This is a genomic window from Pseudomonas sp. P4_C4 (assembly GCF_056402055.1).
In genome coordinates, this window is sequence record NZ_JBFUID010000096.1 from 1 (window position 1) to 15,217 (window position 15,217).

A 15,217-nucleotide genomic window follows, 5' to 3' on the forward strand; every position below is an offset into this window, starting at 1 on the left:
ACTCTGGGCCGKSSGCGGCTAACCCGGCATCCATGCCGGGTTGCCCACTGCGCAGAACCTSCRCTCGGCCTCACGAGGGGGCGTGCACCGCAACAGCACCGCGAGGCGAGCTAACGCTCGACCTCGTTGTTTGGTGGTGCACGCGTTCCCCTGTAGGAGCTGCCGAAGGTTCGGGCCGCGTTCGGCAGCCCCTACAGATATTTCGTTATATGTGCTCCCCGGGATTGCGTGAAGAACCTTTTATTTGGTGCTTACTGCGCCAGATGTAGCAACAGGAAATCGATGAATGCCCTCGATTTGTGGGGCAAATGCGGGCTGTTGGGAAACACCACATTGACGGACTGCGAGGGCAGCGAATAGTCGGGCAACAACCGGATCAGCCGCTCGCTGGCGATATCGTCCTTGACCACCCAGGCGGGCAGCACCGAGACGCCTAGCGACGACAACGTCATGGAACGGATGGCCGTGGAAGAATTGGATTCAAACTGATTGATCCCGTTGATCTCGACAGTCCCCAAGTGCGGATGGCGCAACGTCCACTGGGTCGGTGCCTGCAGGTTGCTGTTGGCGATCCACGGCACCGAATTCAGGTCCTGAGGATTCTGCACCGGGTGACGTGCAAGAAACGTCTCGGTAGCCACCAGGACAATTTCATAATCCGCCAGTTTACGGCTCTTGAAAGCCGTGTCCGCCAAATGGCCTAAACGGATTACCAGGTCTAACTTTTCCGCCACCAGATCATTGAGTGACGAGTTGAAGTTATAACAGAGTTTTATTTCCGGGTAGCGCTCTATAAATTGCGGTATCAACGGAAGAATATAGGCCTCGCCGTATTCACTGGTGGAACTGAAGCGCAACTTGCCGGACACCCGATTATGTCCTTTTAATACATTATCGAAGGCGTTATCGATGTCCGCGACAATACCTTTGAATTCTTCATAAAAGTCCTGACCGGTTTCGGTGAGGGATATATTTCGGGTGTTTCTAATCAACAACGTCGCTGACAGCACGTCCTCCAGCGCCTTGACATGCAGGCTGGCCATGGCTTTGCTGATGCTCAGGTAATTGGCAGCCTTGGTGTAAGAACCAAAATCGACCACGGCAAGGAATGTCTGGACCCGATTAAGATGAGTGTGCATAGAAATATGGTTCACTGTTAAATCCCGTCAAACATTGTTTCAAGGATAGTCGTATCGACAGTTCAAGTCCACCGCCCTTATGCTTTGYGGAAAAGGGGAAACAACATGATCTATCGCTACAAAGTTACACTGATATTTCTGATCGGCTTTTTTATAGACTGCATTAACATCTTTATGTCAGCGGTCGCATTACCGAGTATATCGGCAGCGCTGCACGTTAGTACTTCAGACGTTGCCTGGGTGGCTAACGCTTATATTCTGGGGCTGACACTGATCATTCCGGTCAGCACCTGGTTGGCCGGTCGTTTTGGCAGTCGGGAAATCCTCACCACCTCGATGATCGTGTTTACAGCCTCCGTGTGGATGTGTGGGCTGGCCAACAGTTTCAACGAGCTGGTGATCTGGCGCTTCGTCCAGGGGATTGGCGGCGGCCTGTTGATTCCTGTCGGACAGGCACTGACGTTCAACCTGTTCAAGGGCGAGCAGCGGGCGAAAATATCCACGTTGGTCATGGCCGTTGCCCTGATTGCGCCCGCCATTTCACCGACCATCGGCGGCATCATCGTCGACAGCAGCTCCTGGCGCTGGGTGTTCTACAGCAACATCCCGTTCTCACTGATCGCGGCATTGCTGTCATGGTTCTGGATCAACGAAGCGCGACCGACGACTTTGCCCAGACCCGACATCAAGGGCTTGCTGCTGGTCAGCGCGGCACTCGGCAGCCTGCTGATGGGCATGTCGTTGTATGGCGGCGACGCTCCGGCATGGGTGGCCGGCCTTTTCGTCATGGCCGGCGTTACGTTCGTCGTGCTGTACGGGCTGCACTACCGCACCTGCAAAAATCCGATCATTGAACTGAGCCTGCTCAAAAGCAAAAAACTCAGCACCTCCGTCTATATCTATTACGCGATTCCCGGTGTGTTCACGGGGGTCAACTTGATGAGCATCTTCTTCCTGCAAAACACCCTGCACTTCAGCGCCCGACTGACAGGGATGTTCATGATCCTCTACGCCATCGGCGCATTCATCGCGATGCTGATCTGTGGCCGGGTCTATAACCGGATGGGCGCCAAGCGGCTGTTTGCCCTCGGGATGCTATTGCACAGCGCCGGCATCGCCACCCTGTTACTGGTGAACGATCCCTCAGACTTTCTGGTGATCGTCATCGCCTACAGCTTGATGGGGATCGGCGGCGGCATCGGTGCCAACACAGCACAAACCACGTCGCTGATGGACTTCGAGGGCAATGACACCCACAAGGCCAGTGTCATCTGGAACATCAACCGACAGATGTCATTCAGCATCGGCGCGGCCCTCTTCCTGATGGTTTTCAACCTGCTCTTGAAGCATTTCGATACCACCCAGGCCTACCACGTGACCTTTGCCATCGCCGCGCTGGTGGGCCTGTTCCCACTCTTTCAACTGAGTCAGTTGAACGCTCAAATGGACTGTCATGCACAACAAAATAGTTGAACAGGCGCACCACAGCATTCATCACGTGCACGAGCTGATCCACACCCTGTTCACCGACTCAAACGGTAAGGGGCAGGCCACGCTTGAACCTCTGATATCGGCCTTTGCCGAGCACTTCACCATGGTCACCACCTCGGCCGCCATTGTCAGCCGGGCGACGGTCGAACAGATGTTTAAAGGTGCAGTCGGCGCCAAGCCAGGCCTGGAGATCGTCATCAGCGATCTGCAGACGGTCTGGCAGGAAGGCAACAGCGTGGCGATTCGCTACAAGGAAACCCATCGCCTCGGCCAGCGCGAAAGCTCACGGGTTTCGGTGGCGATCATTGGCATGCATCACCACAACGCCCAATGGATCTACCTGCATGAAACGCCGCTAAGCCAGGAAAGCTGATTCTCGTATGAACTACACAATCACTGATTGCCGAATGCTCTCGGCCTCTATCAAAGAAATCACCGTCAGCCCGCTAACAGCGGGGTGTGCGGTGCCGGCGGCGGGCGTACATTTCAAATGAAGGCTGCATTGCCTACCCACTCAGGGGATTTACCGCTTTTGCAGACATCTCTGAATGTCTGCAATGGGCGGTTCTCTGCCGGTCGTCACTACAGCGTGTGCTGGTCAAGTCGAATGCAAACAGTTGGTCAACACGGATGCAATCAGGTGGTCAAGTCCATGCAATTACCCAATCACAAAACGCTGAAAGAGTGGAAAGCTGAGTACGGATCCGCGACTGTTGAATCCTGGCAGATAAAGTGATTCTGGCTTGAGTACAAAAGAGCCCTGAAAGAGCCTTTTTTGTTTGGTATGTAATGGCTGCCCAGGGACGGAAAAACGCCCCGGCACTTTCTGGAGGATGTTGGGAAGTTGGCGATGAGAATCATAGGGACGAGTTGGTGCAGCTTTGCCTACGGCGTCTCACCATTTGTCAGCAAACCGAATCGTTCATCCGTAGAGTTGGCCGTCAATGAAATATGACGGCCATCAGTTGGGGCTCTTTAGCCTGTAGTCATCCCGGAAATGCCACGTCGCTGACGCGCTCTTCACTCATCGGCACCGAAAGGCACCAGGTGAACATCAGCTGTATTGATTTGCCGACCCGTCAGCGGGTTTTGGTTTTCTGGAACAGGTTGACTGGTAAGCAATTGCCAACCATATGAACCAACCCGGCATGACCATCAAGGCAATTCGGGTGTCGGGTCTCAATGCCAACAGGCAGAGAACGAAACCCAGAAACCCCAGGGAAAACCAGGCCATCGGCACGCCGCCAGGCATCTTGTAGGCCGATTTCGCATGCAGCTCGGGTCGCTTTTTGCGATAGGCAATGTAGGACGCGAGGATGGTCGACCAAGTGAAAATCACCAGGATTGCCGACACGGTAGAAACGATGGTGAACGCTGTCATCACTTCTGGAACGATGAACAGCAACAGTACTCCCACCAGCATCAACAGTGTGGTGAACGCCAGGCTCAGCAAAGGCACGCTATTGCTCGACAGACGCCGGAAAATCCCCGGAGCGTTGTCCTGATTGGCCAGTCCAAACAGCATGCGACTGGATGAAAATACGCCACTGTTGGCCGATGAGGCGGCGGATGTCAGTACCACAAAATTGACGATGCCGGCTGCTGCGGGAAACCCTGCGACCAGAAACAGCTCGACGAACGGGCTCTTGTTGGGCGAAACCTGTTGCCAGGAAGTCACTGCAATAATGCAGGCCAGTGCCAGCACATAAAACAGGATAATTCTCAGCGGAATCGAGTTGATGGCTTTAGGCAGGGTCTTCTCGGGGGAGCGCGTTTCGGCGGCTGCGGTGCCGATCAGCTCGGTGCCCGCAAAGGAGAAAATCGCCATCTGGAACCCGGCAAAAAAACCGAACAAGCCGTTGGGGAAGGCGGCCTGTTTATCCAGCAAGTGGTTCAGGGATGCAGTAACGCCACTGGGTGAGACAAAGGAGCTGGCAATCATCACCATGCTGACGCCAATCAGGGTGACGACGGCAATGATCTTGATGATCGCGAACCAGAACTCCACCTCACCAAAAAGCCTGACAGTCAGCACATTCAAGGCGAACAGTGTCATCAGCATGCCGATCGCCGGTATCCAGGCGGGTACATCGGGGAACCAATACTGAAAAAATCCACCCACCACGACGGCATCACCTATCACTGCAACGCTCCAGCTTAGCCAGTATGACCAGCCAAGGAAAAATGCCGCGCGTGGGCCAAGATAGGCACCGGCAAAATCCGCGAAGGTTTTGAAGTTCAAGTTGGAGAGCAACAGTTCGCCCATGGCACGCATGACGAAGTAGACGAACAGACCGATGATCATATAGATGAGGATGATCGACGTACCGGAGAGGGCGATGATCTTCCCGGAGCCCATGAACAGACCGGTACCGATGGCACCTCCCATGGCCATTAACTGAATGTGACGATTGCTGAGCGTGCGCTGCAGCGCGGGCTGTTCAACCAGCCCGGACGGAGTCGATTTCATTACAAAACCTCTTGATTTTATGTTTTTGAGTTTTGGCAGAAAAGTGGGTGTCGAGCGTTCTTGTTAGAGATGCAACGGCTACTGACGGTGGTGGTTTGCGGGTGGCAGGGTTTCTCGTCCGCTCACCCGGTGAGTAGCCCCTTGGCACTTTGCTCAGGGGGCCTCACCTATGGCTATCAACTGACTGTGCGCAGGCGTGAGGGGGCGATTGCTGGCAGCTGATCAAGCAGTTGGTAGAGGTTTTTTATGTTGGCAGGCGTCGGCACCAGATGGATGCGCTCACCGATGGCATGCTCCCGCGCCAGGTCGTGCACGTAGCGCAGTGACGAAAAGTCTTCCAGGGCAAAACCCACCGAATCGAAAACGGTGACCTGGGTGTCGTTCTCACGGCCCGGGACATCGCCCTGGACAATCCGGAAGAACTCCACGACGGGAAAGTCGGCCTCCAATTGTTGAATATCGCCTTCAATCCGGGTTTGAGGTTCAAACTCAACGATGACCCGGGCATTGCGCAGGATGTCGGCGTGCAGTTCGGTTTTCCCTGGGCAGTCACCGCCCACGGCGTTGATATGCATGCCGGGCTCGATCATCTCGGGCGTCAGAATCGTTGCATAGGCCTTGTCTGCGGTGACTGTGGTGACGATGTGCGCGCCCTTGACCGCTTCCTGTACCGAGTTGGCCAGAATCACCTCAATATCCGGGAATGCGGCCAGGTTGTGCTTCAACTTGAGTGAAGCGTCGCGATCGATATCGAAAATGCGAATTTCCTTGATGGACAGCATTTCGTGGAAGGCGAGGGCCTGAAACTCGCTTTGGGCGCCATTGCCGATGATTGCCATGGTGCTTGCACCCGGGCGCGCCAGGGACTGCGCAACCAATGCGGAAGTCGCTGCCGTGCGCACGGCTGTGGTCAGCGTCAGTTCGCTGAGCAAGGTTGGATAGCCACTGTGGACATCGGCCAGGACACCGAAGGCCATGACCGTCAGCAAGTTGCTTTGACCGTTGTCCGGGTGACCGTTCACGTACTTGAACGAGTACTGCTGGCCATCGTCGGTCGGCATCAACTCGATCACACCGTCGGCCGAATGATTGGCGGTGCGGGGCGACTTATCAAACTGCGCCCAGCGTGAATAGTCAGTTTCGATGTAAGTGGCCATCTCGCGGATTGCCCGGCGGATTCCCACTGTGGCGAACAGGCGTGCGGCATGATCGACGTCTATAAAAAGAGTCATGTTTTTATTCTCCGATTCAATAGTTGAAGCGTTGCGATTCAGGGGATGACTCAGGCGCGTTTACTCTCATAGCCATGCAGTACGTTGACCGCATTGATCCCGATTTCATCGACCATGTAGCCACCTTCCATGACGAATAGGGTGGGGCAGCCGACGCTCGCGATCAGTTCGCCGATGCCGATGAAGTCTTCACTTTCCAGCAGGAAGTGACTGATGGGGTCGTCCTTGAACGTGTCGACGCCCAGTGAAATAACCAACACTTCAGGGGCAAATTGCTGGAGTTTCTTGCAGGCGTGTAGCAGGGCGTTGCGATAGCTTTCCCAGGTGGTGTTCTTCGGCAGCGGATAGTTCAGGTTGTATCCTTCGCCTTGCCCTGCGCCGACTTCGTGGCTGAAGCCTGAGTAGTACGGGTAGGACACCGCCGGTTCGCCGTGCAGCGAGACAAACATGACGTCACTACGCTCGTAGAAAATGTTCTGGGTGCCGTTTCCGTGATGAAAGTCGACGTCCAGTACGGCGACACGTTTGGCACCTTGAGTAATGGCCTGCTGTGCAGCAATGGCGGCGTTGTTCAGATAGCAGTAGCCGCCCATGTATTCACGCGCCGCGTGATGGCCGGGCGGTCGGCACAGGGCAAAAGCGCTGTCGTGGCCTTCATCGATCAGCGCCAGGCCGGTGAGGGCGATGTCTGCACTGGTTTTCACCGCTTGCCAAGTGGTGGCGGTAATCGGGGAGCCGGCGTCCATGGCATAGAAACCCAGCTTGCCGTCGATGAAAGTCGGCACTTGCTCGTTGGACAGGTCGCGCACTGGCCATACCAGCGGTAGGGCATCGTGCGTACGTCCGGTCGCGCTCCATTCTGACCAGGCGCTTTCCAGAAAGCTGACGTAGCGCTCGCTGTGCGCATTGACGTAACACGACCGGTCAAATGCTCGCGGCTCGACGATCTGGCCAAGGCCTACCTGCTTGACACGGTTATGGACGGTATCGGCCCGACTGGGCTGTTCGAACGACGGCTTGAGCACGCCGTCTTTCAATTCGGTGCCGTGGTGCAAGCGGTGGGAATCACTGAAAACTGTAAACATTCTGCGCATCCGTTAATGTGAACCAGTGCAAATATTCTGTTCCGGCCGGGATGCGCTTTCTTTGCTTTGTTTTCGTGGTTTACTAGATTATTCGGGCGTTTTTACTATGGAATGGCGTAATGCAGAAAAAATCATCCAAACGCATCAGTCTCGACGATACCGACTTGGCAATCCTCGCATTGCTGCAAGAAGATGCGAGTATTTCCAACGCTGAGCTCAGTGAGCGCTTGTCGTTAAGCCTGACACCTTGCTGGAGGCGGCGTAAGAGAATGGAGGAGGCGGGCGTGATCAAGGGGTATCAGGCGAACCTTGATCGACGAATGCTGGGGCTGGATATCATGGCGTTCGTGCACATCCGTTTTTCCACCCACGCCGATCACGCTCCCGACGCTTTCGAGGCGGTGATTGCGCAATTGCCTGAAGTGTTGTCCTGTCACAAGATCACCGGGGATGCCGATTACGTGCTGCAAGTGTTGGCAGAGGATCTTGATAGCTACAGTGACTTTATCGAGCAGGTGCTCAGGCGTCAGGTGGGCATTGCGTCCATCCAGTCCAGTCTGGCTTTACGCGAGGTCAAGACCAGTAGCCGTATCGCGATACCCAAATCGAGCAAGGAGTGAATGGGCAGGGGTTAGATCACCTTGTGAAACCCTGCCTTTGACGTAGCTCCGTTGTAATGAAGCCCGGAATAGCAAGGTGCTGACAAAGTGGAAAGCTGAGCACAGCTCTGCGACCGTTGAGTCCTGGCTGACCAAGTAATTCTGAAATGAGTACCAAAGGGCTCTTCGAGGGCCCTTTTTTACGTCATAGGGTCTTCAAGCGATGTGTTCTGGAATTGCTTGATTAGCGATTTGTGCAACCGTAGGTAGCGTTCAGAAAATACAAATGCGAATACGTATCAAAAGCTGATAATGCGGTATACCATACGCCTCGATTTGTTGGCACGTATGCCGTCCCATTTGGCTATTTTCTCAAGGTTTCCTAGATGCGTCGTACTCTGGTTTCTATCTGTGTGATTCATGCGTTTTCCGCTTCCTCCTGGGCAGAGGGCGCCACAACCGATAAAGCCAGTCTGGAGTTGCAAGCAACCGACATCGTTGGCACGGCTGACTTTGAAACCGCCCTGGGGCCCGTCGACGGGTACCGGGCGACGCGTTCATCCAGTGCAACGCGTACCGACACGTCGATCCACGAGACGCCTCAATCCATCAGTGTAGTGACCAAGGATGTCGTGGAAGACATCAGTGCCACCCGATTGCAGGACGCGCTCGATTACGCCGGTGGTGTGGGGCGGGCCAACAACTTTGGCGGCCAGGGCCTGACCACATTTACCGTGCGTGGATTTACCACCGGGGAGTTTTATCGCAACGGGTTCCCGATCAACCGTGGCTATCCGAACATGCCGGATGCGAACACCATCGAAAGGCTCGAAGTTCTGCGAGGGCCTGCGACCATGCTCTATGGCCGAGGCGATCCAGGTGGCACGTTCAACATCATCTCCAAACAACCTCTGGCCGAGCCCACTGTGACGCTGGGTAGCCAACTCGACGACCAGGGAATGCAACGCGGAACTCTGGATGCCTCCGGCCCGCTGGATGAAGAAGGCCGTTTGGCCTATCGCTTGAATGTGGTGGGAGAGGGCGGCGATACCTTCCGAGATCATGTCGAAACCGAACGATACGGCGTCACTCCGGTACTTGCCTGGCAGGTCGACGACGACACCAAGGTGATCTTCGAGGGGGATTTCATGCGCAACAATCACCCGCTGGATCGCGGCGTGACGCACTTTCCCAATCAAATCGGCATAGCCTCTCGCGACACCTTCTTCGGTGAAAAAGACGTTGGCAAACTGCACAACGACAACAACATGGCGCAGCTGCGGTTCGAGCATCTGCTGAGCGATAACTGGACGTTGGGCGGCGGATTCCAATGGCTCGACGGCACCCTCGAGGGGAATGCGGTCGAAGCCAACGGTGTGGCCGCAGACGGGCGCACCCTGGGCCGTAACTTCAACTACCGCAAGCTGGAGTGGACGGACAAGGACACCCAACTCAACCTCACCGGACATTTCACCGCAGGCGGTTTCGATCACACTCTGCTGACCGGCGTCGAGTACGAGGACTACGACTACCAGTCGATCATCCAGCGCTCCAGCGGCGCCGTGAGTGCCTACCCGATCGATATCTTCAACCCGGTGTATGGCCAGCCTCGTCCAGCCTTGACCCGTACCCCGACCAACGACAAGGAAAACCTCAAGACCTACGCGGCATTCGTCCAGGACCAGGTGGCCTTGACCGAGCGTTTGAGAGTATTGGCCGGGGCCCGTTTCGAGCGCTTCGAGCATGATTACCAAACCTTTGTGCCGGGCGGCAGAAGCTGGGAGGCCAGCGACAATGCGGTGACCCCGCGCGTTGGCGTGACCTATGACCTCACCGACACGGTGGCGATCTATGCCGATACGGCTCGCTCGTTCAAGCCCAATACCGGTGCCAGCCGCCAGGGCGGTGGTTTCGAACCGGAAAAGGGCAAATCCTATGAGCTGGGTATCAAGTGGGAAGCGCTGGACAGTCAATTGAGTATCGACGCGGCGATCTACCAGATCGAAAAGCGCAACGTACTCACCACCGATCCGGTGGACTCGACGTTCAGCGTGGCGGCAGGCGAGGTGCGCAGCCGTGGTTTCGACCTGAACATCGCCGGCAACCTGACGCCGCAATGGCGGGTGATTGGCGGCTACGCCTATGTCGATGCCGAGGTGATCAAGGACAATGTCATCCAGTCCGGCACCCGACTGATGAATATTCCGCAGAACAGCTTCAGCCTGCTTAACGTCTACGAGTTCCAGGATGGTGCCCTCAAGGGACTAGGGCTTGGCACCGGTCTCAAGTACGTCGATGAGCGCGCAGGGCAGACCGCCAACACGGCGTTTTCGATGGGCAACTACACCGTTGTCGATCTACTGAGCTACTACAAGGTCAACGAAAAAATCCGACTGAATCTGGATGTGAAAAACCTGACGGACGAAGATTATGAGGAGGGGGCGTTCGGCAACGTTTACGCTTATCCAGGGGCGCCGAGAACGGTGCAGGTCGGTATTTCATATTCGTTGTAATTCGGTTGAATGGGCAGTTGCATGCTGTGAAAGCTCTGCACAGTTCCGCGACCGTTGAGTTCTGGCTGACCAAGTGATTTTGGTTTGAGTACAAAAAAGGCCCGATAAGGGCCTTTCTTTTTTATAGCAGCGTAGGGCATCTAGTTTGGTGGGAGTCGGGGTGCGCCTACGGACACCTTTCTGACGAAGCTCCGCTCCAATCAAACTATACCTGTTGCTTGATTAGTGACTGGAAGGCTTGACCGTATTTTCACGGGCAAGCTCAATGCACTTCAATGCCAAAATGGTTGTCGGGTCGACCAATGCAACCTCATGATTTTTGATCATGTAGGATTCGCTATGCTCAAGCACCAGAGGTAGCTCCGTACAGCCCAGGATTAGCACATCAGCGCCCAGTTCACACAAATGCTCTGCGGCGATCAAGAGCTGGTCTTTACAGATGCCGTCTGTGAAACCCGCTTTGATTCCGTGGTCTCCATAAATCGACTCCATCACCAACGCTTGGTATTCAATGCCAGGGGTGATGATTTGAAGTCCTGCTCGCCGGGCAGCCACGTGATAGACCTGACTTTTAATTGTGCCGGACGTCGCTAGCAGCCCTACGGTTTTGCCAGCACCGTATCGCTGAACGATAGCCTCAACCGTCTCAGTCAACATATTCACTATTGGTACACGCAGGTGCGCCTGGATGCGCTCAACAAATGCATGAGCTGTATTGCACGGAATCGCTATGGCATTGGCGCTGGCGCTTTCCAGTCGCTTGCACGTTGCGTACATCGCCATCGTCGGATCAGTTTCGTCATTCAGTAAGTTGGCTGTGCGATCAGGGATCTGGGGGTTTTGTTCCACCACCATTTTGATGTGTTCCTGATCGCGACCTGCCGGTGTGTGCGCAACAACCTTCCCCATGAAATCAACCGTTGCCGCTGGCCCAACACCACCCACTATCCCAAGCTTGAATGGCGGACGGGTCGACTGACCTTTCTCCAAGGTGGCGAAAGTGGCATAAATCTCGTTGATATCCAGGACAGTCAAGCCACGCCGTTGAAGATCACCGCAGACCAACGAGAGCTCAGTCATGCCAGGCAGGATGATTGCGGCCCCCTGATCCTGAAGCGAAAGGCAGGCCTGATAGACACACTCCAGAGGTACACCGTCAAGGTAACCATCCTTGATGCCATTAACGCCATACATCGCATCCATCAACCCGGACTGCTCGTTATCATTTGGATAAACGAGCTTGAAGTCATTGCCGAAATAGCGCTCAAACAGCCCTGAGTGCCGAACATGGTCAGACGCGATGATTCCCAACGTACTGCCGCATTCAGCGACATGATCCACGTGCTTGCGTAACGCCTCCATCATATCCAGAACGGGTATGCCAATTTCCTCCTGGATTTCCTCACGAAAGGTGTGACTGGCAAAACAAGGCAGTAAAACTGCATTGACTTCGCTGGCCTCGAACGTCTGGCAAACCTGAAATACGTAGAACTTTCTGGAGGTCATGCTGGCGCCCCGATCCAGGGGCATCAGGACGTCTTTGAAGGGGTGTTGCTCAAAGAGGAAGTGATAGCGACCTTGATCCTCCAGAACAGCTCTGGATTTCACCAGCTTGTAGAAAAGATCGCCGCCGGCCAGTGAGCCAAGCCCGCCGACGATACCTAGTTTGCGAGCAAACGATGACCCGCTGGACGGCTTCGATTTACCTTTCATGTTTAGGTTCTCACGCGGTGGCTACAGTATGAATTGGGAGCGGAGACTCAGTGCCGGGCGCGTCTTCAGCCTCTTCATGTGGTTCTGATTTGGCAACCACAGCCGTCGCGATGCTATTGCCAACCACGTTGGTGGCAGTCCTGGCCATATCAAGGAATTGGTCAATGCCAAGGATCAACAAGATGCCGGCTTCGGGGAGGTTGAACATGGGTAATGTCGCCGCCACCACAACCACCGATGCTCGAGCTACACCCGCCATGCCCTTGCTGGTGATCATCAGCGTCAGCAATATGAGCAGTTGCTGTGTGAAGCTCAGGTCGACGTTGTAGGCCTGAGCAATGAACATGATGGCGAACGCTTGATACATCATTGAACCATCAAGGTTGAATGAGTACCCCAACGGTAGAACGAAGCTGGATACGCGTTTCGGCGCACCAAATTTCTCCAGTGCCTCCATGGTTTTCGGATATGCGGACTCGCTACTGGCAGTGGAAAATGCCAACAGAACAGGTTCGCGGATGAGCTTGCCCAAGGTAAACACTGAGCGGCCCAGGAACATATAGCCGGCAGCGAACAACACGCACCACAGAATCACAATGCCCAGGTAGAACTCGGCAATCAGTTTTCCGTAATCGACTATCAAGCCAAGACCTTGAGTGGTGATCGCCGAGGCGATGGCTGCGAAAACGCCGATTGGCGCGAAGGCCATGACGAAGTCCGTGACCTTGAACATCACCTTGGCCAGCTCTTCGATGCCATCGACAATCGTTGTGTAACCCGCTCGCTTCACACCAGCGAGGGCAAACCCGAAGAACAACGAGAACACCACGATTTGCAGGATTTCGTTGTTGGCCATTGCTTCAGCAATGCTGCGGGGAAACACGTGACTGATGAAAACCTTGAGGCTGAAATCCCCGGTGTTCACCACGGGGCTCGCCGCATGCTGGACGACCTCCATGTTCAGTCCCGCACCGGGTTGGAACAGGTTGACCAGGCCCATGCCGATTGCCAGCGAGATCACCGAAGCGGTGACGAACCAGGCCATGGCTCTTAGGCCAATCCGGCCAACGGAGCGGGAGTTACCCATACTCGCGATGCCGCCGACCAAGGTGGCGAACACGAGAGGCGCGATGATCATCTTGATCATGCGTAAAAATATGTCGGTGACCATCGAGAAGTAAGACGCGATCTCTTTGGCGCTTTGTTCGCTCCCTGCGAAATGGTGGCACGCCCAACCGACAAGCACGCCCAAGGCGATGCCAATTGCGATCCGACGCGGAAGTTTATTTTTCTTCACGGAGCTTTCCTCAAGTGGTTTTTTTGCTTTTTTTACTTGGCAGGAGACAAGTGTCATTCGGTCGAAGCTCTGTGGCCTCGCTCCAACGTTTTCGATTCTAGGGTTGGATTTGGAAGGGCGTGATGAGTAATCCCGATAGCCTCATGCGCTTTTGGAATAGTTTTCGAAACTGCTGCTTCGCCCTGACTGGTGCGCAGTACACTGCTCATTCGGGGCATGAGGTGTCGGTATGCAAATCAAATGGCTGGATGATCTTCTGGCGGTCGCGGAGTGGAAGAATTTTTCTCGGGCTGCGCAGGTTCGCTGTGTGACCCAGTCGGCTTTGTCGAGGCGTATAAAGTCACTAGAAGAATGGGTAGGTGCAGAGTTGGTGGATCGTGGCACCTATCCTGTCCAACTGACCTCTGCTGGCCGCACATTTTGTGAAGAAAGCCGCGAGGCATTGGCGGGGCTAATGAGGCTGCGCTCAAGCCTTCGCGAGGTAGAGCGGATGCCAGGGCGATCCATCCAGGTCACTGCCGGCCACAGTCTGTCGATGACATTCCTGCCGAAATGGCTGAAGCAATTTCAGCAGCACAATGAGCAATTCAATGCGCGGGTCGTTGCCGCCAACATCCACGACGCGGTCATATCTCTGGAGGAGGGGAGTTGTGATCTGATGATCGTCTACCACCATCCCCTGGCACCCATACTTCTCGATTCGGAAAAGTTCGGGAGTTTGACCTTGGGTCATGACGCGTTTATTCCTGTGTGCGCACCTGACAGCGATGGGAATCCGCTGTATCCCTTACCGGGCACCTCCAGCAAAACAGTTCCTCACCTCGCTTATACAGCTACGACTTTTCTAGGTCGTGTTGCCGACATCGTCATAAAGAATGGCCCGACTGCATGCATGCTGGAGCGCTGCTACGAGGCGGATATGACAATGCTGCTGATGCGAATGGCAGTCGAGGGTTATGGGGTGGCATGGTTGCCACAAAGCGCTGTCTTTGACGAGCTTCAACGAGGTCAGTTGGTGAAAGCGGGTGGTGATGAATGGAGCACGCGACTGGAGATACGCTCCTACTGCTCTATCACCAATGAGAACCCTACGATGCGCAGCTTATGGAAAACCCTCGAAGGCGCTTCCCGCGATCTCCAGGGCAAAACAGCCAGTTGATCGAAGCTCGAAGGCTCGAAAAACATCCCTCAAGTATGGGTAATGACATCTGTGCATCGGGTCATTCTGAAACGTCATCACCCCCTATTTTTTGGTACTTCACGGAATCCCGGGGAACACCGACACCTGTAGAAGCTGCGGTGCGGCGATCCGACTTGCCGGCGATGGCGACCTTACGGCCGACCATTTTCTTCCTGGTGTACATATTCATTGCTGCGGTAACGGCCACTTAGGGTTCCGCCCTTACGGCGGGTCACTTGGAAAAGCGGAACGCCGCCCGGCCCCAAGTAACCAAGGGCTCTTGCCCCTGACGTTCGGTGCCTCGCCTAGGCTCGGCATGCCCTCGCTCCGGTCCTGCTCCGTGGGCCCGCCGCCATCGGCCATCCATGGCCGGCGGCGGCTAACCCGGCATCCATGCCGGGTTGCCCACTGCGCAGAACCTGCGCTCGGCCTCACGAGGGGGCGTGCACCGCAACAGCACCGCGAGGCGAGCTAACGCTCGACCTCGTTGTTTGGTGG

13 protein-coding genes are annotated in these 15,217 nt (G+C 55.3%); 6 read left to right on the top strand and 7 right to left on the bottom strand.

Annotated features, from left to right (window positions below):
• Positions 1-251: 251 nt before the first annotated feature.
• Positions 252-1,139 carry a LysR family transcriptional regulator gene (locus tag AC1DXW_RS29520; RefSeq protein ID WP_477760812.1) on the bottom strand — a complete coding sequence of 296 codons (888 nt, stop codon included), beginning with the start codon at positions 1,137-1,139 and terminating at the stop codon, positions 252-254.
• Positions 1,140-1,244: 105 nt separating this feature from the next.
• Between AC1DXW_RS29520 and AC1DXW_RS29525 the strand changes: the two genes are divergently transcribed.
• The 3 genes from AC1DXW_RS29525 to AC1DXW_RS29535 all read left to right on the top strand — a co-directional run bounded on the left by AC1DXW_RS29525 (position 1,245) and on the right by AC1DXW_RS29535 (position 3,366).
• Positions 1,245-2,612 carry an MFS transporter gene (locus tag AC1DXW_RS29525; RefSeq protein WP_477756014.1) on the top strand — a complete coding sequence of 456 codons (1,368 nt, stop codon included), beginning with the start codon at positions 1,245-1,247 and terminating at the stop codon, positions 2,610-2,612.
• Positions 2,593-3,003, top strand: a complete 411-nt coding sequence (locus tag AC1DXW_RS29530) for a DUF4440 domain-containing protein (protein ID WP_477756013.1) — start codon at positions 2,593-2,595, stop codon at positions 3,001-3,003. Before AC1DXW_RS29525 ends, AC1DXW_RS29530 begins: the two co-directional genes overlap by 20 nt.
• 279 nt (positions 3,004-3,282) lie before the next feature.
• Positions 3,283-3,366 carry a hypothetical protein gene (locus AC1DXW_RS29535; RefSeq protein WP_477760813.1) on the top strand — a complete coding sequence of 28 codons (84 nt, stop codon included), beginning with the start codon at positions 3,283-3,285 and terminating at the stop codon, positions 3,364-3,366.
• Positions 3,367-3,684: 318 nt separating this feature from the next.
• On the opposite strand, the gene AC1DXW_RS29540 is transcribed toward AC1DXW_RS29535, so the two are convergent.
• The 3 genes from AC1DXW_RS29540 to AC1DXW_RS29550 all read right to left on the bottom strand — a co-directional run bounded on the left by AC1DXW_RS29540 (position 3,685) and on the right by AC1DXW_RS29550 (position 7,417).
• Entirely contained in the window at positions 3,685-5,100 is a 1,416-nt protein-coding gene (locus AC1DXW_RS29540; RefSeq protein WP_477756011.1) for an amino acid permease, read from the bottom strand.
• A gap of 176 nt (positions 5,101-5,276) precedes the next feature.
• Entirely contained in the window at positions 5,277-6,332 is a 1,056-nt protein-coding gene (locus AC1DXW_RS29545) for an ornithine cyclodeaminase (RefSeq protein ID WP_477756010.1), read from the bottom strand.
• A 50-nt stretch (positions 6,333-6,382) separates the two neighbouring features.
• Positions 6,383-7,417 (bottom strand): histone deacetylase family protein, encoded by a 1,035-nt coding sequence (locus tag AC1DXW_RS29550; RefSeq protein WP_477756009.1) that lies wholly within the window; start codon positions 7,415-7,417, stop codon positions 6,383-6,385.
• Positions 7,418-7,536: 119 nt separating this feature from the next.
• Here AC1DXW_RS29550 and AC1DXW_RS29555 point away from each other — a divergent pair, with 119 nt between their 5' ends.
• The gene (locus AC1DXW_RS29555) at positions 7,537-8,037 is read left to right on the top strand and encodes an Lrp/AsnC family transcriptional regulator (RefSeq protein WP_103393416.1); all 501 of its coding nucleotides are present in this window, start codon (positions 7,537-7,539) and stop codon (positions 8,035-8,037) included.
• Between the two features lie 365 nt (positions 8,038-8,402).
• On the top strand, positions 8,403-10,529 hold the full coding sequence (locus AC1DXW_RS29560; RefSeq protein WP_477760810.1) for a TonB-dependent siderophore receptor: 2,127 nt from the start codon (positions 8,403-8,405) through the stop codon (positions 10,527-10,529).
• A 222-nt stretch (positions 10,530-10,751) separates the two neighbouring features.
• Here AC1DXW_RS29560 and cuyB read toward each other — a convergent pair whose 3' ends face one another.
• Both cuyB and AC1DXW_RS29570 read right to left on the bottom strand, forming a co-directional pair.
• Entirely contained in the window at positions 10,752-12,242 is a 1,491-nt protein-coding gene (gene cuyB, locus AC1DXW_RS29565) for a cysteate racemase (RefSeq protein WP_477760811.1), read from the bottom strand.
• Positions 12,243-12,252: 10 nt separating this feature from the next.
• Positions 12,253-13,539 (bottom strand): dicarboxylate/amino acid:cation symporter, encoded by a 1,287-nt coding sequence (locus tag AC1DXW_RS29570; protein WP_477756676.1) that lies wholly within the window; start codon positions 13,537-13,539, stop codon positions 12,253-12,255.
• A gap of 229 nt (positions 13,540-13,768) precedes the next feature.
• On the opposite strand from AC1DXW_RS29570, the gene AC1DXW_RS29575 reads away from it, so the two are divergent.
• Positions 13,769-14,698 carry a LysR substrate-binding domain-containing protein gene (locus tag AC1DXW_RS29575; RefSeq protein ID WP_477756675.1) on the top strand — a complete coding sequence of 310 codons (930 nt, stop codon included), beginning with the start codon at positions 13,769-13,771 and terminating at the stop codon, positions 14,696-14,698.
• Between the two features lie 61 nt (positions 14,699-14,759).
• Here the strand turns inward: AC1DXW_RS29575 and AC1DXW_RS29580 are convergent, their stop codons facing one another.
• Positions 14,760-14,927, bottom strand: a complete 168-nt coding sequence (locus AC1DXW_RS29580) for a hypothetical protein (RefSeq protein ID WP_477756674.1) — start codon at positions 14,925-14,927, stop codon at positions 14,760-14,762.
• Positions 14,928-15,217 lie beyond the last annotated feature (290 nt).

Coding starts and splice junctions, on each gene's coding strand:
- AC1DXW_RS29520 (WP_477760812.1), bottom strand. CDS start 1,139: ATGCACACTCATCTTAATCGGGTCCAGACATTCCTTGCCGTGGTCGAT.
- AC1DXW_RS29525 (WP_477756014.1), top strand. CDS start 1,245: ATGATCTATCGCTACAAAGTTACACTGATATTTCTGATCGGCTTTTTT.
- AC1DXW_RS29530 (WP_477756013.1), top strand. CDS start 2,593: ATGCACAACAAAATAGTTGAACAGGCGCACCACAGCATTCATCACGTG.
- AC1DXW_RS29535 (WP_477760813.1), top strand. CDS start 3,283: ATGCAATTACCCAATCACAAAACGCTGAAAGAGTGGAAAGCTGAGTAC.
- AC1DXW_RS29540 (WP_477756011.1), bottom strand. CDS start 5,100: ATGAAATCGACTCCGTCCGGGCTGGTTGAACAGCCCGCGCTGCAGCGC.
- AC1DXW_RS29545 (WP_477756010.1), bottom strand. CDS start 6,332: ATGACTCTTTTTATAGACGTCGATCATGCCGCACGCCTGTTCGCCACA.
- AC1DXW_RS29550 (WP_477756009.1), bottom strand. CDS start 7,417: ATGTTTACAGTTTTCAGTGATTCCCACCGCTTGCACCACGGCACCGAA.
- AC1DXW_RS29555 (WP_103393416.1), top strand. CDS start 7,537: ATGCAGAAAAAATCATCCAAACGCATCAGTCTCGACGATACCGACTTG.
- AC1DXW_RS29560 (WP_477760810.1), top strand. CDS start 8,403: ATGCGTCGTACTCTGGTTTCTATCTGTGTGATTCATGCGTTTTCCGCT.
- cuyB (WP_477760811.1), bottom strand. CDS start 12,242: ATGAAAGGTAAATCGAAGCCGTCCAGCGGGTCATCGTTTGCTCGCAAA.
- AC1DXW_RS29575 (WP_477756675.1), top strand. CDS start 13,769: ATGCAAATCAAATGGCTGGATGATCTTCTGGCGGTCGCGGAGTGGAAG.